Origin of the sequence: Nocardia inohanensis NBRC 100128 (genome assembly GCF_001612945.1) — a bacterium.
GTDB lineage: Bacteria > Actinomycetota > Actinomycetes > Mycobacteriales > Mycobacteriaceae > Nocardia > Nocardia inohanensis.
This window is the reverse complement of sequence record NZ_BDBK01000007.1, coordinates 10,882-29,217: the sequence shown is the minus strand read 5'-3', so window position 1 is coordinate 29,217 and position 18,336 is coordinate 10,882. Positions and strand designations below refer to the sequence as shown.

The 18,336-nt window shown below is 69.3% G+C and carries 14 protein-coding genes; 5 read left to right on the top strand and 9 right to left on the bottom strand.

Going from position 1 to position 18,336, the window contains the following annotated elements; all coding sequences use genetic code 11:
- Positions 1–86: 86 nt before the first annotated feature.
- Together NI1_RS14235 and NI1_RS14230 are read right to left on the bottom strand one after the other, a co-directional pair.
- On the bottom strand, positions 87–755 hold the full coding sequence (locus tag NI1_RS14235; RefSeq protein WP_067819840.1) for a DUF3239 domain-containing protein: 669 nt from the start codon (positions 753–755) through the stop codon (positions 87–89).
- A gap of 37 nt (positions 756–792) precedes the next feature.
- Complete coding sequence (locus tag NI1_RS14230; protein ID WP_067819837.1) at positions 793–2,451, bottom strand: DNA repair helicase XPB; 1,659 nt, start codon at positions 2,449–2,451, stop codon at positions 793–795.
- 192 nt (positions 2,452–2,643) lie between these two features.
- Between NI1_RS14230 and NI1_RS14225 the strand changes: the two genes are divergently transcribed.
- A complete protein-coding gene (locus NI1_RS14225) occupies positions 2,644–4,089 on the top strand; it encodes an endoglycoceramidase I (RefSeq protein WP_067819834.1) in 1,446 nt (481 codons plus the stop codon).
- Positions 4,090–4,393: 304 nt separating this feature from the next.
- Entirely contained in the window at positions 4,394–4,900 is a 507-nt protein-coding gene (locus NI1_RS14220) for an LppU/SCO3897 family protein (protein ID WP_245663219.1), read from the top strand.
- Between the two features lie 64 nt (positions 4,901–4,964).
- Here the strand turns inward: NI1_RS14220 and NI1_RS14215 are convergent, their stop codons facing one another.
- The 4 genes from NI1_RS14215 to NI1_RS14200 all read right to left on the bottom strand — a co-directional run bounded on the left by NI1_RS14215 (position 4,965) and on the right by NI1_RS14200 (position 9,246).
- On the bottom strand, positions 4,965–7,304 hold the full coding sequence (locus tag NI1_RS14215; protein ID WP_067819827.1) for a helicase-associated domain-containing protein: 2,340 nt from the start codon (positions 7,302–7,304) through the stop codon (positions 4,965–4,967).
- A 303-nt stretch (positions 7,305–7,607) separates the two neighbouring features.
- Positions 7,608–7,796, bottom strand: coding sequence for a hypothetical protein (locus tag NI1_RS14210; protein WP_067820496.1), 189 nt, complete (start codon positions 7,794–7,796; stop codon positions 7,608–7,610).
- Positions 7,797–7,951: 155 nt separating this feature from the next.
- Positions 7,952–8,578, bottom strand: coding sequence for a transglycosylase family protein (locus tag NI1_RS14205; protein WP_067819824.1), 627 nt, complete (start codon positions 8,576–8,578; stop codon positions 7,952–7,954).
- Positions 8,579–9,012: 434 nt separating this feature from the next.
- Positions 9,013–9,246, bottom strand: coding sequence for a hypothetical protein (locus NI1_RS14200; RefSeq protein WP_067819821.1), 234 nt, complete (start codon positions 9,244–9,246; stop codon positions 9,013–9,015).
- A 188-nt stretch (positions 9,247–9,434) separates the two neighbouring features.
- Between NI1_RS14200 and NI1_RS14195 the strand changes: the two genes are divergently transcribed.
- The gene (locus NI1_RS14195; protein WP_067819818.1) at positions 9,435–9,869 is read left to right on the top strand and encodes a cold-shock protein; all 435 of its coding nucleotides are present in this window, start codon (positions 9,435–9,437) and stop codon (positions 9,867–9,869) included.
- 127 nt (positions 9,870–9,996) lie between these two features.
- Here NI1_RS14195 and NI1_RS14190 read toward each other — a convergent pair whose 3' ends face one another.
- The 3 genes from NI1_RS14190 to NI1_RS14180 all read right to left on the bottom strand — a co-directional run bounded on the left by NI1_RS14190 (position 9,997) and on the right by NI1_RS14180 (position 13,268).
- Positions 9,997–10,572 carry a DUF2771 domain-containing protein gene (locus tag NI1_RS14190; RefSeq protein ID WP_067819810.1) on the bottom strand — a complete coding sequence of 192 codons (576 nt, stop codon included), beginning with the start codon at positions 10,570–10,572 and terminating at the stop codon, positions 9,997–9,999.
- A gap of 20 nt (positions 10,573–10,592) precedes the next feature.
- A complete protein-coding gene (locus NI1_RS14185; protein ID WP_067819802.1) occupies positions 10,593–12,347 on the bottom strand; it encodes an MFS transporter in 1,755 nt (584 codons plus the stop codon).
- 123 nt (positions 12,348–12,470) lie between these two features.
- Entirely contained in the window at positions 12,471–13,268 is a 798-nt protein-coding gene (locus NI1_RS14180) for a glutaminyl-peptide cyclotransferase (protein WP_067819800.1), read from the bottom strand.
- 17 nt (positions 13,269–13,285) lie between these two features.
- Between NI1_RS14180 and NI1_RS40250 the strand changes: the two genes are divergently transcribed.
- Entirely contained in the window at positions 13,286–14,512 is a 1,227-nt protein-coding gene (locus NI1_RS40250) for a DUF3027 domain-containing protein (protein ID WP_439957257.1), read from the top strand.
- A gap of 336 nt (positions 14,513–14,848) precedes the next feature.
- Positions 14,849–18,247, top strand: a complete 3,399-nt coding sequence (locus NI1_RS39290; protein WP_245663218.1) for a sacsin N-terminal ATP-binding-like domain-containing protein — start codon at positions 14,849–14,851, stop codon at positions 18,245–18,247.
- The last annotated feature ends 89 nt before the right edge of the window (positions 18,248–18,336 follow it).

Below are 18,336 nucleotides of genomic sequence, written 5' to 3'. Positions count from 1 at the left end.
TTCCGCCGCGATCCCGATTCGGGTTCTCGCGGACTTCCGTCGAAATGCCGAGCGCGAGAAGGCCGGTTCTTCGTGGCGAAGGCGTCTTATCCGCGTAGCTCTTCGGGGAGTTGGCGGGGGTCCAGGAGCAGGCGTTTGGCGTCCACTCGCCGCACCTTGGCCGCCAGGTCCAGATTGTCGGTCAGCAGCTGCCATTCGACTTCCCGGATGGCGGTGCGGGCGCGGGCGATGATGTTGAGGTCCCGGGTGCCCCAGGCGATCGGCATGGCGCTGACCGACTGCCACAGGTCGCCGACCGAACCGGGGGCGCGGTCGATGCGGACGGTGACGGCGGGGACGCGTTCCCCTTCGCGGGCGCGGTGGCCGGGTAGGGAGCGCACGGTCCGGGTGACCAGGGCGTAGCGCGGGCCGTCGGTGTTCGGCTTGGCCACATCGATCAGGGCCAGCAGGGTCGCGCCCTTGCCGTTGGTCTCCGACACCACCGCGGGCACCAGTTCACCCGAGGCGTACAGCCTTTCCACCCGTCCCCGGTACGGGGTCCACAAGCCGATGAACAGCGCCGTCGTCGCACCCAGCAGGAAGGCCACCGCCAGCAGATACGACCACGGGTGATTCAGCCAGACCAGGAACGCCGTGCCGACGCCCAGCAGCACCGCCACCCCGATCGCGAGCACCCGCAGCCGCCGCAGGTCGGCGACTACTTCGTTGACCGCCCTGGCATGCTCACGGTCAACCGCGAATTCGAAGCGTCGCACGTGCGTTCCCCTCGCCTTCCGGAGGCTAATCCTCCAGTTATCCTATCGCCGGCCCCAGCAGGTCGTCCGCATCGGTGATGCGATAGGCATACCCCTGCTCCGCAAGGAAACGCTGCCGGTGCGCGGCGTATTCGGCATCCAGCGTGTCACGTGCCACCACCGAATAGAAGTGAGCCTGGCCGCCATCGTGTTTCGGGCGCAGCAGCCGGCCCAGGCGCTGGGCCTCCTCCTGCCGGGAACCGAAGGTGCCCGAAACCTGGACGGCCACAGAGGCTTCCGGTAGGTCGATGGAGAAGTTGGCGACCTTGGAGACCACCAGCACCGGGATCTCCCCGCGCCGGAAGGCGTCGAAGAGCTCCTCGCGCTCCTTGGTGCGGGTCGAACCCTGGATGATCGGGGCGTTCAGATGCTCGCCCAGCTCGTCCAGCTGATCCAGGTACGCGCCGATGACCAGCGCGGGGGAGCCCTTGTGCTGCGCCAGGATCGACTCCACCACCGGCAGTTTCGTGCGCGCCGTCGAACAGAGCTTGTAGCGCTCCTCCGGCTCCGCGACGGCATACGCCATGCGCTCGGCATCGGTGAGCGTCACCCGCACCTCGACACAGTCGGCCGGAGCGATCCAGCCCTGCGCCTCGATGTCCTTCCACGGCGCGTCGTAGCGCTTGGGGCCGATCAGCGAGAAGACGTCGCCCTCGCGCCCGTCCTCACGCACCAGCGTGGCGGTCAGGCCGAGCCGGCGCCGCGATTGCAGATCGGCGGTCATCCGGAAGACCGGCGCGGGCAGCAGGTGCACCTCGTCGTAGATGACCAGTCCCCAGTCGCGGCTGTCGAACAGCTCCAGATGCCGGTACTCGCCCTTGGTCTTGCGCGTGATCACCTGATAGGTGGCGATGGTGACCGGGCGGATCTCCTTGCGCTCACCCGAGTACTCGCCGATCTCGTCCTCGGTCAGCGAGGTGCGCGCCAGCAGCTCGCGCCGCCACTGCCGCCCGGCCACGGTATTCGTGACCAGGATCAGCGTGGTCGCCTTGGCCTTGGCCATGGCCGCCGCGCCCACCATGGTCTTGCCCGCGCCACACGGCAGCACCACCACGCCCGACCCGCCGGCCCAGAACGAATCGGCCGCCAGTTCCTGATAGTCGCGCAGGTGCCAGTCGCTGCTGTCGTAGTCCAGATCGATCTGATGCGCTTCGCCGTCGACGTAGCCCGCGAGGTCCTCGGCCGGCCAGCCCACCTTGAGCAGCATCTGCTTGATCCGCCCGCGCTCCGAGGGGTGCACGATGACGGTGTCGTCGTCGATGCGCGCGCCCAGCATGGGCTGAATCTTCTTGTGCCGCAGGATCTCTTCCAGCACCGCGCGATCCAGGCTGACCAGTACCAGACCGTGTGCCGGATGCTTGACCAGCTGCAACCGCCCGTAGCGCGCCATGGTGTCGACGATGTCGACCAGCAGCGGCTGCGGCACCGCGTACCGGCTGAAGTTCACCAGCGCATCGACCACCTGCTCGGCGTCGTGGCCCGCGGCGCGCGCGTTCCACAGCGCCAGCGGAGTGATGCGATAGGTGTGCACATGCTCGGGCGCGCGCTCCAGTTCGGCGAAGGGCGCGATGGCTTGACGCGCGGCGCCGGCCGACTCGTGGTCGACCTCGAGCAGCAGCGTCTTGTCACTTTGAACGATCAGCGGACCGTCGGTCACGGCACCTCCTGGTGAGTCCGGCCTCGAACGGGCCGTGGTCCATTGTTCCCGATGGCACCGACAGCCCGGCCTGTGGTGCAACATCGAGATTCGCGAAACGTGGTCAAGACCCGAGTTTCTGTGGCTACGATCACCCGCAAAGCTGGACGCTTGTCCATTTGGACGTTTGATTAATACTGAACAGGGGTGCCCATGTCATCACGAAACAGGCGATGGACGGTGGGAATAGTGACGGCGCTCGCCGGCGCGCTGCTGATGGGGCCGGTACCGGCGCAGGCCGAGGCGAGCGGGCGGCTACACATCGAGGGCGGTCGGTTCGTCGACGAAAGCGGACGGGTGATGCTGCTGCACGGCGTCAACAACGTGGACAAGGACGCGCCGTACGTGGAGCTCGGCGACGGCTTCACCCTGACCGCCGAGGATGCCGCGCTGCTTTCCGGGCACGGGTTCGACACCGTGCGCCTCGGCGTCTCCTTCGACGGTCTGATGCCTGGCAAGGGCATCGTGGACACCGCCTATCTGGATCGCGTCGCCACCGTCGTGGACACCCTGGCCGCCCACGGGATCCACACGCTGCTCGACAATCACCAGGACGGCCTGTCGAAAGTCTGGGGCGGCAACGGTTTTCCCGAATGGTCGATACAGAGCCGGCCCGGAGCGCTGGAGCCGAATGTCGGCTTCCCGCTGTACTACCTGATGCCCAGCATGAATCGCGGCTGGGACGAGGTGTGGAACAACAGCAACGGCGTGCTCGACTACCTCGGCGCCGCACTCGGCGCCCTCTCCGGGCGATTGCGCGGACACCCCGGGGTGCTGGGGATCGAGCTGATGAACGAGCCGTGGCCCGGGTCGGCCTTCCTGTCCTGCTTCCCGAACGGCTGCCCCGGCTTCGATACGAAATATCAAGCGGCCATGCAGAAATTGACCGATGCGGTGCGTGCCGGGGACAGCGCGGTGAACGTCTTCTGGGAACCGAACGTCACCTGGAACGAGACCATGCCGACCAACCTCGGCAAGAATCCGCCGATCACCGCGCCGAATATCGCCTTCGCGCCGCACGACTACTGCATCCCCAGTCAGCTCGCCATCTACCTGGGCCTGCCCGAGTTCCTGCGCGCGCTGTGCCCGCCGCAGCAGGACAAGACCTGGGGCAATATCGACGCCTTCACCGCGCGGACCCAGCTGCCCACCCTGGTGACCGAATTCGGCGACGGCGACGCCACGGTGGTGAGCAATACCCTGACCCGGGCCGATGCGCGGTTCATCGGGTGGCAGTACTGGCACTACTCCTCGCGCTTCGGGGCGGGCGGTCCGAAGCCGGATCCGTTCACCGGGGAGCTGGGACGGCAGCTGGTGCGGACCTATCCGCAGGCGACCGCGGGCACGCCGGGCCGGCTGGCCTTCGATCCCGCCAATGGTGATTTCGGCTATCGGTACACGCCATCCGCCGGGACCGGTGCCACCGATATCTATGTCTCGGATCTGCACTATCCGGCTGGTTATCTGGTCCGGGTGGACGGCGGCACCGTCACTTCGGCGCCAGGCGCGCGGATGGTGACGGTGACGGCCGCCGGGTCGGGTCCGGTCACGGTGAAGATCAGCCGCCCGGGTTCGAAAACTGTTGATGCACTTGTGTAACGACTCGCGTGTGCTCGACGGTAGAGTGCACGGCGCCACTTCTGGACATGCGCCCAAATTGAGAGGGAACTTCGTGGAGACCAACATTCTTGCCGTGCAAATGCTCACCCGCCTGCTGCCCACCATCCTCAACCTCTCGATGATGGCCATGGGCGGGCTCCGGATGACCGCCATCTGACATACCCCCACGATGCTGATGCGGTAGCCGGTCTCGCACGGGTACGCTCACCGCGTTCACGGCAGCCGTGAACCTGTTCGGTGAGAAAGGTTTTCGCTAGTGAAGTTCGCAGGAACGAGACTCGTCGTGCGTCTCGTGCTCGCCCTGGTGGCGGTAGCGGTCGCGGCGCTGGCCGTGACCGGGTGTTCCATGATCAAGGACGCCAGCAAGTCCGACACCGCCAAGGCGAAGGTCGGCGACTGCATCAACGTCATCGAGGGTTCGGCGGTCGACTCCAAGACCGAGCCGATCGCCTGCTCCTCGGAGAAGGCGGTCTACCAGGTCGCGCAGGTCAACGACAAGAAGGTCGACTGCAAGGAGGAGCAGACCTCCTACGAGGAGACCCTCAACGGCGGCACCACCGCGTTCCTGTGCCTGACGCCCAACTTCAAGGAAGGCGCCTGCTACAACGAGAGCGCCACCACCGGGTACAAGTTCGTCGCCTGCACCGCCCCGGAAGCCTCCTTCAAGGTGACCAAGCGGATCGACGGCCAGGCCGACGAATTCCTCTGCGATTCGGCCGGTGGCGCGATCGGCTTCCGCGTCGTCCCGGACCCGAAGATGACCTTCTGCTTGGGTAACCCCAAGGGGTAAACCAATTTCGAAGCCTCGCCCCCGAACCCGTCGGAGTTCGGGGGCTGCTTCGTTTTCGGGCGGTCTACTCGACCAGGGCGACCGAGGCTATGCGGTGCAGGGTGAAGTGGCGGACGGAGCCGGTTACGGGGTCGAGGGCGTCCAGTTGGCCGCCGCCTACTTTGAGGGGTTCGACTATGCGCTGGGTGGCTACGCCGGAGGCGTCCACGTAGCCGATGTGGACCGGGCGGCGGGTGCGGACGGCCAGTTGGAGGAGGTTGAGGGTGGCGGCGGTGCTGGTGCGGGAGCCGTCGGCGCGGACGGTCTGGCCGGAGCGGGCGGTGGCGGCGCGATCGCCGGCGCGGAGTTCGGCTACCAGGGCTTGGAGTTGTTCGGTGCTGGGCGGGTTCGGGCGCCAGCCGGGGCGCTGATTGGTGCGGCCGGGCAGGCGGGCGCCGCGGGGGCGCAGGTCCACGACAGTGCCGGAGGAGTCCTCGCCGGCGGGGCTGAAGCCGGCGGCGCGGAGTTGCTCGAGGAGTTCGCCGAGCGGGGCCTGGGAGATGGCGACCGTGGGGGCGATGGCGCGCAGGGCCAGCTGGGCTGCCACGGGGGCGGCCAGTACCTCGGCGAGCAGGGTGGGGTCCTCGCTGCGCAGGAACGATTGCGCCATGCCCGCGCGCAGGCGGCCGTGGCGGCGGGCCACATCGTCGATCAGGTAGGTCAGCGATTGCGGGACCGGGGTGCGGGAATGGGTGGTGAACAGGTTGTGCAGTTCGGCCGCGGTCGCGCCGGCGTCCAGCGCGCGCCGGACCGAACTCTCGCTGAGCCGGTAAACCGTTGCGGCGCCGGCGGATTCGACATCGGCGACCAGGGCGACGCGATCCTGGAGTTCGGGGGTGAGCGGGCCGGGGGCGATCACGGTCAGATCCGCTTGTACGAGAACGTGATCCACCGGTTCCGGCAGGGCGGCCGCCATCTCCGATTCGGCGTCCTCGGGGCTGCCGTGCAGCAGCGCCCGGCCGGCGGAGGTGACCGCGCCGCGCGCCACCAGGCCCAGCGTCTGCGCTTCGGCGAGGGTGTTGGTCACCGCCTCCATGCGGTAGTGCCGCCGCCAGCGCGGTTGCCGCCAGGCCAGCACCCGGCCCAGGTCGGCGGCGGAAACCTCGGTGCCGGAAGGGTATTCGGCGAGCAGCCCCAGGATAGCGCGCCGATCGCGCACGGCGTGCACATTGCGCAGCTCCGCCGAGAGCGCCGCCAGCGGTTTGTCATTGGCGTCGCGCATGCCGATCATCCACGGGCAGCGGTCCAGGTCCAGCCAGGCTTGCGCCAGCACCACCCACCGGCGCGGCGGCACCACGGCCGACCAGGCGTCGGAGGTCGTCGTAGGGGCCCAATAGTCCTCGGTGCCGTCGCCGTCGGGCATGGGTTCGGGGGTGCCCTTGTCCAGCAGCCGGGCCGCCGCGAGCACCTCGGCGAGCAATCCGATCCGGTTCTCGTCGATCCCGGTTTGCTTTGCGACGCGGCGCAATTCGCGCACGCCGAGCCCGCCGGAGCGCAGCACGGGTGCGGGGGTACGCCCCAGCACCTCCAGCACATCGCCCGCATGCCGCAGCAGTTCGCCGACCTCTCCGGCGGCCGCCGCGTTCACATCGGCGGGCGCGTGCTTCTTCTGCTCGGCCTGCGGCGGCGTCAGCGCGTGCGGATCGGTGACCGGTTCGTTGCGCAGCACCTGACCGACCGAGATCGGCAGTTCGACGGTCTCCTCGTCGATCCAGTTGAGCAACCGCAATGCCAGCAGCCGCTGCACCGGCCGATCCGCGGGCGTGCCCGGCGCGGCATCCCGGGTGCGCCCGCGCGGCCCCGTCCCGGCCAGCTTCTCCAGCAGACCGCGTTCCGGCGGCGCCAATCCGGCCAGCGCCGTGCCGATCTCGGGTTCGGTGAGCGCGTCCGGCAGCTCGGTGGTGCTGCCCAGCGGCCACGGCAGCGCCTCCTGCGCCGCGCTCGTCAGCCGTAATGCCTTGTCGGGCCCCCAGATCAACGCCCGGCTGCGCAATCGCTCGATGGCGGCCCCGAGCGCGGCCGGCGCGACGCGATCACCCAGCAGCTTGCGCAGCCGAGTGCGCGGCACCGGCTGTCCGCGCCGCCCATCGGCCGCGCCTTCCACCACAAGGGTTTCGATGACCGCGAAATCGAGCGTGTCCAGCTCGTCGGTGGCCCGCAGCACCGAGGCCCGCTGTTCGGTGCGCGCCGCCAGCACCGCCATCGAAGCGGGCAGCGGGACGGCCAGATCCGGTCGCAATTGCAGCAGCGTGACCAGATCCTCGTCACTGCGCTTGGCCAGCCATTCGGACAGCACCGGCCCGTCCGGGGTCGCGGCGGTCGCGGAATCGCCGGATCCGGCGGTGGAGGTGGCGGTCTCGGTCACTGCGTCCGATCCGGGCGGCCGCCGCGCGACGGCCGCGAAGTAGTGGTAGCCGGTACGGGACTCGGACGGCCGAGGTCCGCGCGAGCGGTCTCGGCCCGGCGCACGGGCGAAAAGGCGGTTGGGCACCGGCCGGCCGCGATCGGGACCGCGAGGGTGGCGCGGCAACCCGCCGTGACATGGGCACGGCGCGTAGGCAATCCAGGGCGCGGTGCAACGGCCGCCGCGGGCGACAGTTGTCGGGTGCGCGGCGGCCGCTGCGCAGCGAGTCGCGCCGTTGACCGCATCAGGTGCCGGTACGGGCCGTCAGCGATTGATGACGGTGTGCGGGTGCACGTAGGGCAGCTGATCGGCCGGGAGCGGGAACTCGGTGTCCTCGCCGTAGGGCGAGAGGCTGCCGGAACGGGCCGAGGAGAGCTCGGTGACCGCGTGATCGCCGTTGGCCGTCTCGGGCCAGCCGTTGTCCACATAGGGTTTCTTCGTCTTGTTCACCACGCGCTCATTCTGGCATGAGCCCCCGCGGACGGCATTGTCCGGCACCCGGAAGTTTGCCCGCCGCACGACGATCGGGCCGAAACCGTTCCCGCAACACACAAATGCCCCGCATCTTCAGTGATGCGGGGCATTTGCGTAGCGCGAACGCGGGCGTCCTAGTGGGGGAGGAAGCTCTTGTTCGCTTCGAAGAAGTTGACGACCGAGGGATCCAACTTGGTGTTGTTGGCCTTGGTGGCATTGAGGAAGTCGAGGGCCTGCTGCGGGATGTTGACACCCTGCTGCTGCACCACCTCGATGGCGCGGTCCACGGCCTGGAAGACCTGCTGGCTGCTGTCGGCGACCTGTTCCTGCGCGGCCTGCGGGTTCCACTTGGGGGCCGAGTCGGCGGCGGAGGGCGCGGAGCGCTGGGTGGCGCCGCTGGAGAGGCCGAGGCTCGAGGAGCAGGAGGGCCAGGCGCCCCAGCCCTGCGAGGCGAGCACCTTCTCGGCGACCGCGATCTGCTGTTCGCGGGTGGCTTGGTTGGCGGTCGCGGCGTACTCGCCGCCGCCGTGTGCGGTCCAGGTGCTGGGCGAGAACTGCAACCCGCCCTGGAAACCGTTGCCCGTGTTGATGGCCCAGTTGCCGCCGGCTTCGCACTGAGCGAGGCGATCCCAGTCGGAGTCGGGTGCCGCGCTGGCGTTTCCGGCCAGTGCGACTCCGGCCCCGCCCAGGGCGATACCCGTCAGGGCAACCTTGGCGACGGTACGGCCGGTGTTACTCGGCTTGCGATGGCGTCCACTCATGTTCTGGTCGTTTCCTCTCGTACGCTCCTGCGAGACCGACTACCGGGGGCGAACTGAGAGGTCGTCCGCTCCGGCGCGCTGGTGCGCGCTGTTCCTCGCCCTCACCCTGGTTCCAGTTGGGGTCCGTGCCCGCGGGTGAGGTTCGGTGCGGCGGGCCGGTGGCGCCGGGCTGACCCGGCTGGTGACAGACATTACGACGGACTCCGGGAAAAATCACCATTTGGTAACCGTCGTGTCCGTGCGGGTCGCTAACCGGGGCAAGCGGTTCCGTTCGGCTTCTGTGCAGGTGGTCACGGCGTGTCCGCGCCGATAGGGGGCTGTCACCCGGCTGTGACCGTTCCGTTATGTGATGAAGATCACAGGTGTAGCCGGGTAACGAACCGGGCAACCAGGGGTGTCGCGGAGTGCCCGCGCACGCTCCCGCCCGCACGCGGTCAGCGCGCGCGGCGACCCGACCACAGCGCGAACACCAGGGCCAGCAGGAAGCCCGACGCGGTGCCGGCCATGGCGACGAGATACAGCCACACCCCGGGTTCGTAATCGGTCAGCAGGCCGATGCCGAAGGCGGCGATCACCGCCAGCAATCCCACCGACAGCAGCGTGAGAGCGAGATAGAGCAGCCAGTTCGCGGACCTGCGCGGAGACTGCTCGGAAGAGGTATCTGGCACATTCAGACCGTAAAACTCATGTGCTCGCGCTATTCACACCGGGGTAGACTCGAAGACAATCGCGTCCTGCATAGCTGTGTGGGGCGCGCTTCTTTATCGCAAACGAAAAGGTTGCGGGCGTGACTCGCCCGTCGACCACGACTGTGCCCGGAACTTCCCGGGCATCGAATGACGAACGGGTGAGCGCAGTGCCGACCGGCAAGGTGAAGTGGTACGACGTCGAAAAGGGCTTCGGCTTCCTTTCCCAGGATGAGGGTGAGGACGTCTACGTTCGATCGTCGGCGTTGCCTGACGGTGTAGAGGCACTCAAGCCCGGGCAGCGGGTGGAATTCGGGATGGCCGCGGGTCGCCGTGGGCCGCAGGCGCTTTCGCTGAAATTGCTGGAGACCCCGCCGTCGCTGCGCACCGAGCGCGAGCGCGGCGGCGACCGGCGCGGCAAGAGCTCCGACGCACCGCTGGTGCGCAAGTCCACCGACGAACTGCACGGGTTGATCGAGGACATGATCACCATCCTGGAGACCAAGGTGCAGCCGGATCTGCGGCGCGGAAAGTACCCGGACCGCAAGACTTCCCAGCGCATCGCCGAAGTGGTGCGCGGGGTGGCGCGGGAGCTCGACCACTAGGTCGACCACTGAAAGCTGAAAAGGTCCCGGAGGCAGCGGCTTCCGGGACCTTTTCGTTCCGGCGAGCGAAAGGCCCGGAAGCGCTTGCTTCCGGGCCTGTTTCGTCGTCGCTATACCTCGGTGTGGGCTAGACCTCGGTGTGGATGGACCACGCCTGATGCGGCAGGTAGCCCTCTTGGCCGGTCGTGTTGTCGCGCACCAGAATCGGCAGCTGCACCTCGACGACCACCAGCTTCAGCTCCTTCAGCGACGGAATCGTCACCGCCACCGTGCCTTTGTCGTAATCCATGAAACTGACCGTGTTCTGCGCGGTCGCGCCACTGGGTGTGCGGTAGATGGCGGTGATCAGCCACGGCTTGCCCGCGATGTCCTTGGGCAGCGACAACTGCAACGGGTCGCCGCCCGGCACGCGCAGATCCACCGGCTTACCGGTGTGGCAATCCGGTTGTCCCGCGACGCATTCCAGCGGCACCGGGAAACCCGACATGTCCTCGGCGGGCAGGATCTTGCAATCGCGCATCTGCACATCGCAGTACTGGTACGGCTGCACTGCCACCGATTTGCCGTGCGAATACGCGGTGATCTCCGGCTCCGGCCGCTCCGCATCGCGGGCGACCATCGCGATCACGCCGAAGTACGCCACCGCCACCACGAGCAGCGCCACTAGTGCGGCAACGAGCGTGCGGGCTTTGACTTGGCTCACCGTTGATTCCTTGTCCCTGACTAGGCCGGTTCCCCCGCGCCGTGTGCGCCGGGGACTTCCTGCTTCGCGTGCTGAGGTCGATTACCGCCCAAACCGGGCAGCAGCGAATGCCCACGGTAGCTGACCACCGTCTGGATCAATCCGAGCGCCATCACTCCGGCGACGACCGCGAAGCCCTTCCACCAGTCGGTGGGCAGCAGCACGCCCATCGCGCCGCCGATCACCCAGGACAGTTGCAGCACGGTCTCGGAGCGGCCGAATCCGGAGGCGATGGACTCCGGCGGCAGATCGTCCTGGATGGAGGCATCCAGCGACACCTTGGCCAGCGCGCTCGCACCCGCCGCGATCAAGGTGGCGACCGCCGCGCCGATCAGGTTGTCCAGCAACGCCGCCACCACCGCGATGCCCACGCAGGCGATGGTGCACAGCAGCACGATCAATTGCGGGCGGCCCAGTTTCATGCGCGCGCCGGTGGCATTGCCGGTGAAGTTGCCGATGGCCGCGGCCGCGCCGACCACGCCGAGCATGGCGGCCTGCTGCACCGGGCGATGCTCGGTGGCCTTGGCCACGAACGCCACGTAGAAGGTGAGGAAGCCGGTCAGGATACGGACCGTGCCGTTGCCCCACAGGCCGGTCACCACCGAACGGCCCAGCGGCTGGCGGCGTTTGTTCGGCAGCACCTGGGTGGGCTGGTTCGGATCGAGCAGTTCGGTGCGGGCGTCCGAGCCGTGATAGCCGATGGTGGCCGGGACCTCGCCCTCGGTGACCTCCACCCAGGACGGGATCTGCAAGCTCAGGTAGGCGCCCGCGCCGGCCAGGGCGGCGGCGAAGAGCAGCGCGCCCATCGAACCCATGACCATGGCGATCAGCCCGGCCACGCCGCCCGCGCCCAGCGTGCCGCCGACCAGGCCGAAGACGGTGAGCCGGGAGTTGGTGCGCACCAGGTCGATTCCCGGTGGCAGCACTCTCGGGGTGACGGCGCTCTTGAGCACCGAGAACGACTTGCTCATGATCATCATGCAGAGCGCCAGGGGGTACAGCGCCCAGTTGTCGATATTGAAGATGAGCATCAGGGCCACGAACACGCGGATCGCGAACGAGATGGAGAGCGCGATGCGGCGGCCGCGCTGGAGCCGGTCCAGCATCGGGCCGATCAAGGGTGCGATCACCGCGAAGGGGGCGATGGTGATCAGCAGGTACAGCGCCACCTTGGTCTTGGATTCGGCTGTGGCGCTGGCGAAGAACAGGGTGTTGGCCAGGGCCACCGCGACCGCGGCATCCGTGGCGAAGTTCGCCATGGTGGCGTAGACCAGGGCGGTGAGCCCGGATTCCTCCGCGCCGTCCGCCTTCGCGGCGCGCTTGAAGGTCGCGAAACCGCGTTCGGTCAGCTCGATGCTGCGGCGCGCGGCGACCCGCGTCACGGTCAGCTTGCGCGGGGGCTTGTGCAATCCCGCGTCGGGGTGATCCGGCTCGGGATCATGGGCCTGCGCCATCGGGCGGGTGGGGTCCGGGCCCGGCGCGTGCGGCGGTTCGCCCGGCGGTTGCTGCCGGGCCTGTGCGCGCGGCGGTTCCGGATGCTTCTCGTACGGGCGCGTGGGCGTGCGGTGCGCCAGGAAACCCGGTACCTCGGGCTCGTCCGGGCGGCGCGGAACCGGTCGCTGCGCTGGGGAATTCGCGGGCGGATACCGGTCGAAACCGGGGTGTCGTTCGATGAGTGGAGACTCCTCGTCGCCCCACCGACCGGAATCGGCACCAGGTTCACGGGGAGCAGTCACGCCCCCAATTCTTGCAGTGTCGCCCGGCAGCGGCTGCACGACGGCTGGTTATGACCGCCACAATTCCGCGCCGGGGCGCCATTTGCGGGGGTCCGGGGGTGCTCGCCCCCGGAAAACTTCCCTTCACTCCGCTACGAAGCGGACCTCGTAGCTGGTCGGCCATTTCTTGCCGGTGAGGAGAAAACGGTCGGTACCGGGCAGGTGGGCGATGCCGTTCAGCACATCGGTTTCGGGGGTGCGGGCGGTGCGAGGGAGTAGCCCGGAGGCGTCGATGACCGCGCGGACGTCGCCGCTGTCCGGATCGATCCGCAGGATGGTGTCGGAGGGCCAGACGTTGGCGTAGACGGAACCGTCCGGGGCGCAATCGAGTTCGTTGAGCTTGGAGTTCTTACGGCCGTTCAGGGTCACGGTGCCGGTGACCGCGAAGGTTTCCGGATCGCGAAAGGTGAGGGTGCCGGTGCCGTTGCTCATGACGACGCGCCCGGCGCGTGTGCACAATCCCCAGCCTTCGCCGTCGTAGGTGGTGCGGCGCAGCTCGGCCAAGGTGACCGGATCCCGGGCGATGGCGATGCCTTCGCGATAGGTGAGCTGCCAGAGCGTGTTTCCCGCGCGGGTGATGCCCTCGCCGAACAGCGGCGCGGGCAGATCCGCGCGCACCGGCTCGCCGCCACCGCTGAGGCCGGTCGCGCGGACGAACGACTGCCCGGGCAGCCCGGTGCTTTCGTAGAGGACATCGCCGTCCATTTCCAGCCCTTCGGTGAAAGCCGCGGTGTCGTGCGGGCGTGTCGCGATCACCTCGACACGCAGGCGGGGCGTGTCGTCCGTGTCGCGGGTACAGGCCGAACTCACCCCGCCCAGCCCCAGAGCTGTGGACAGCACGATCATGAGGCTGACTACCGGTGCACGACGTTTGCGCTCCATACGGCAAAATGTAGGGCGTGAGCGCGGTTGGAGTTTCGGAGTCCGTTGTACGGCCGATCCTGGCGGAGGCGGTCGACCTGGCTCGCCGTGCGCTCATGGAGTTGGAGCCCATCGGCGTCGGCGCCCATCTGGGCGTGACCGCCGAGGACGAATCCTCGGCCACCCACCACTTCGAGGCCACGCTGCCCGGCTATCGCGGCTGGCAGTGGGCGGTCGTGGTGGCGGCTCCCCCCGAGGCGGGTTACGCCACGGTCAGCGAGTCCGCATTGCTGCCCGGCCCCGACGCCCTCGTCGCCCCCGACTTCATTCCGTGGGACCAGCGCGTCCGCCCCGGCGACCTCTCGCCCGGCGATCTGCTCGCGACGCCCGCCGACGACCCGCGCCTGCTGCCCGGCTACGTCCTGTCCGGCGATCCCGTCGTCGACGAGGTGGCCCTCGAACTCGGCCTCGGCCGCCCCCGCGTGCTGTCCCGCGAGGGCCGCGAGGAAGCCGCCGACCGCTGGTTCTCCGAGTACGGCCCCGACACCGAAATGGCCCGCTCGGCCCCCGGCAGCTGCGGCGTCTGCGGTTTCTTCGTCCCGCTGGCGGGTTCGTTCCGCTCCGCCTTCGGCGTCTGCGCCAATGCCATGGGCGCCGACGGCCACGTGGTGCACGTCGACTACGGCTGCGGAGCGCACTCCGATGTCGAGATCCCCACCGGCGGCGGTTCCCCCCTCTACGAGGCGTACGACGACGCCGCGGTGGAGTTCGTCCCCGCCGAGGAACTCCGCAAGCCGGAACCCGCCCCCCTATCCGATATCGCGGAGCCCGAAGCCGATTCGGTCCTCACCGTCGAATCCCTCGCCGCCGCCGTGGCCGCCGCCGAAACCGCGACGGTCTACGCCGCCGCCGTCACCGAAATCGCCGCCACCGAGTCGACCGTGCTGACCGCTGTCGACGCGACCGGACCGGCCGCCGAGGATGCGGCGCAGGCCGATGTGGTCGCAGCAGCACCGGAGACCGGAACCGCGGTGGTAGAGGCGGATTCCGTCGAAGCCGCGGCGCCGTCCGACGCCGCCGCGCCGACCGCCGCTGCCGATGCGGAGGTCGTCGAGGCGGTCGCCGACACCGACACCGGCGCGGTGACGCTCTTCGACACCGCGGACCCGGACGCTCGCTACGACGACGCCTGGGCGATCACCGCCGTGAAGGTGGAGCCGGAAACGGCTCTCACCCAGCGCGATTCCGACATTTCGGAGCAGTAGCGGGTCCGGCCCGCAGGTTCAGCCCCGGCGCGAACGAATGCGGCGTGCGCGGTACAGGTCGAAGCCGCCGGCGTCACCCCTCGTCGATTCAGCGGCGGCGCAACCGAATCCGTCGCAGTAGGGGTTCGTGGCCCCGGGCCGGGGCGCGTGGTTCCCGGTGCAGCAAGTGCGCGAGTGGTGGTTCGGGGTGGCTCGGATGGTTTCGTCGTGGTCCCGGAGCAGGCTGGGGGCCGGAGCCTGTGGCGGCGTCACGGGTGTGGATCGAGACCGGTACGGTCAGGTGTTTTCTGGCGGAGCCGCGGCAGCTGCCGCGCGGCGGGAAGGGTGTGAGAGCCGGTGACGGTCGAGGTCGGGGATCCGTTCGGGACGGCGGGGTTGCGGGCCGGGGTGCTGGCGGCTTGGCGGGATTCGCCGACGCGGTTGCGGGAGGATTCGGCTACCGAGGCGGACCTGGTGCGGGCCGGGTATCGGGATCGGGTGCTCACCGAGCTGGCGCAGAACGCGGCTGATGCCGCCGCGAAGGCCGGAGTGCCGGGGCGGATCGCGGTGTGGCTCGACGGCGGAGCGCTGCATGTGGCCAATACCGGTGTGCCGCTGGATGTTTCGGGTGTGCACGCGCTGACCGCGTTGCGAGCCTCGGCCAAGAGCGGCGGGGATGCCGCGGTGGGACGGTTCGGGGTGGGGTTCACCGCCGTGCTGAGCGTGGCCGATGCGGCGGAGTTCCGGTCCAGCGGTGGGTCGGTGCGGTTCTCGCGGGCCGATACCCTCGCCGAGTTGGCGGCGCAGGGGATCGCGATTCCGGAGGGGCCCGAGGAATTCCTGGCGCCGGCGCTGCGATTGGCCTGGCCGGCCGCGGCGGAACCGGTGGCCGGGTTCGACAGTGAGATCGTGCTGCGGCTGCGTGCGGACGTGGATGCCGACGCCTTGATCGCGGGGATGCGGGACGAAGCGGTCGACCTGCTGCTGGAATTGCCCGCCCTGCGTGAGATCCGGATCGGGAACGACGAGATCTCCTGTGCCACCGAGGATCTCGCGGACGGATTGCAGCAGATCCGGATCGCCGGCGTGGACGAGGACGAGCGGGTGTGGTGGCAATACCACACCGCGCGCGCCCGTTGGCTGCTGCCGGTCCGCGACGGCCGTCCGGTCGCCACCGGTCCGGATGTGCTGCGCGCACCGACCCGGTCGGACGAAGAGCTCTCGCTGCCCGCCCTGCTCATTGCCGATATCGCCATGCAGCCGGATCGCCGCCGCCTGCTGCCCGGAGCGCATATCGCCGCACTCGCCTCGGGTTACGCCGATTTCGCGCGCGCCCTTCCGCCCCGCGACCGCCTCGTGCTGGTCCCGCTGCCCGGCTTCGCCCGCAGCGAAGCCGACAGCCTGCTCCGCGAAGCCCTGATCGCGGAACTCCGCGAGCACGAATGGCTGCCGGTGCTCGGCGGCAGCACCGAACTCGCGGGCTCGCCCGCGCGATCCGCGCTGCCGGACGTCCTGCCCGAGATCGATTCGGCCGAAACCGAATTCGCGACCGCCACGGCTGAGTATCCCGCTCCATCCGACAACGCTGCCCCGCATTCGACTGCACCCACCACGGCTGCCCAGACTTCGCCCGGTGCCTCCGCCGCGGATTCGTCCGCCGCTGCCCAGGGTTCGGCCGCCTCCGCCGCATCGCGCAATCCCTCCGCCGCAGCGTCGCGTGCCTCGTCTGCAAGATCCGCGCGCACCGCGCCCGAACAGTTCGAGTTGCTGTCGCCGGCGGGCCGACCCGCATTCCCGGTGCAGGGCGAGTTGTTCGAGGACGAGCTGGACCTCTCGTCGCCCCCCGCAGCCGGCCCGGTGCCGGACGGCGCACACAGCGCGGCCGCGCAGACCACCCGCGATCCGGACACTCGCACCGCGCCGGGCCCGACCGCAGGGGCTGCGCACGACAACGACACGCAGGCTGCGCCGGGCCCGAATGTGCAGGCTGCGCAGGGTTCAGACAGCGCGGAGCGCAGGGTCGAGTTGCCTCCGTTCGATGAGCTGGGGGTCAAGGCGGTGCCGCTCGGTGCGGCCGGCGAGCGATCGGTCGTGCGCGAGGGGCTGGCCGCGCCGAAGCGGGCGAGTGTGTTTACCGGTGTTACCGCGGAGCTGGCTCCGCTGCTGGCCGAAATGGTTGGGCCGCTGGTGATTCCGGAGCTCTCCGGACGGAACTACGCGGACGCGCTGGCGGTGCTCGATGTGCATCGGGTCGGGCTGGTGCGGGTCGCGGAGCTGTCGAGCAGCCTGGAGCGTGAACCGCAGTGGTGGTATTCGCTCTATGACGCCCTGGATCCGTTCGCGGGGGATCCGCTGTCGGTGGAGGAGCTGGGGGCGCTCTCGGTGCCATTGGTGGACGGCCGGGTGGTGACCGGGCCGCGCACCGTGGTGCTGGATGATCAGCTGGAGACGGCGATCCCGGTGCATTGGGCCCGGCTGGCGCATCCGGAGGCGGCGCACGAGCTGCTGGGCCGGTTGGGTGCGCGGACGGCTACGCCGGAGGATCTGCTGAGTGATCCGGCGCTGCAAGCGATCCTGGAGGATGATCCGAGCGATCCGGATACCGTCGAGGCGGTGCTCGGGCTGGCCCGCCACGCCAATGCCGCCCCGGGGGTGCTGCCGACCTGGCTCGGGCTGCTCGAATTGCCGGATGTGACAGGCGAATCGGCGCCGGCCGACGAACTGCTGCTGCCGGACGCGCCGCTGGCCCGCGTGCTGGTCGAGGATTCGCCGTTCACCACGGTGGACCCCGAGACGGTGGAGCGGTACGGCGCGGATGCCTTGCGCGCCATCGGTGTCGGCTGGGGTTTCACGCTGGTCACCGAATCGGATCCGACGGGGCCGGAGCATCACCTCGACGACGAGGAGACCTGGTGGGAGACCCTCGCAGCGGATCCGCGGGAACTCGTCGCCGTGCGCGACCTGGACCTGGTCGACGAGGCCGAATGGCCGGAAGCCCTGCGGCTCTTGCTCGATGACCAGAGCACCCGCGCCCTGCTCGCCGATCGCGACGGCTACACCGCGTGGTGGTTGCGGCAGCACGCCTGCATCGACGGCATCCCGCTCGGACTCATGCGGCATCCGGACGACAAGCTCTTCGCGGGCCTGCTGCCGCAGCTCCCGGGCTTCCCGGCGCTCGACCTCACCGTGTTGCGCGGGGTGCTGGCCGCCCCCGAGGTGATGACCCCGGCGTTCGCGGAGGAGCTGCTGGACGCGCTCGCCGACCCGGCGAGAATGCCGCTCCCCGAAGCGATTTCGCAGACCCACCAGCTACTGGCGGAGGCTTTCGAGGCGGGCCGACTGGATCTGGAGGACCTGTCCCTGCCGGATCATGTCCGCGCGCTGTCCGGCGCGGTCGTCGATTCGGCCGACGCCATGGTCCTGGACCGTGCCTCCTACGGTCCCGCGCTGCCCGCCGATCGCCTGGTGGTCGGCGATATCGCCTCCGCCGCAGCCCTTTCCGACCTGCTGGGCTTGCCGCTGGCCTCGGAAGTGGTCACCGCCGAGGTGGTCGGCTCCGGCCGCCCCACCTCCTGGGCCGCGGACCCGCTGGGCGTGCTGCTCCGCCTGCAATTCGACCTGCCCGCTCCCGCAGGCGAATTGGTGCTGCACGACGACCTGCGCGTCCGCTTCACCGGCGCTTACGAGGCCACCGTGCCGGTCACCTGGTGGGAGGACGGCGACACCACTCACGTCCAGGTGGGCCCGCGCCCCTAGTCCGGGGCTTTCCGGGAACCGGTCGCGCGTCCGTGCCTCCGGTTCCAGGACGGGCCGCGCCCGCGCCTATCGGCCCAGAACGAGCCGCG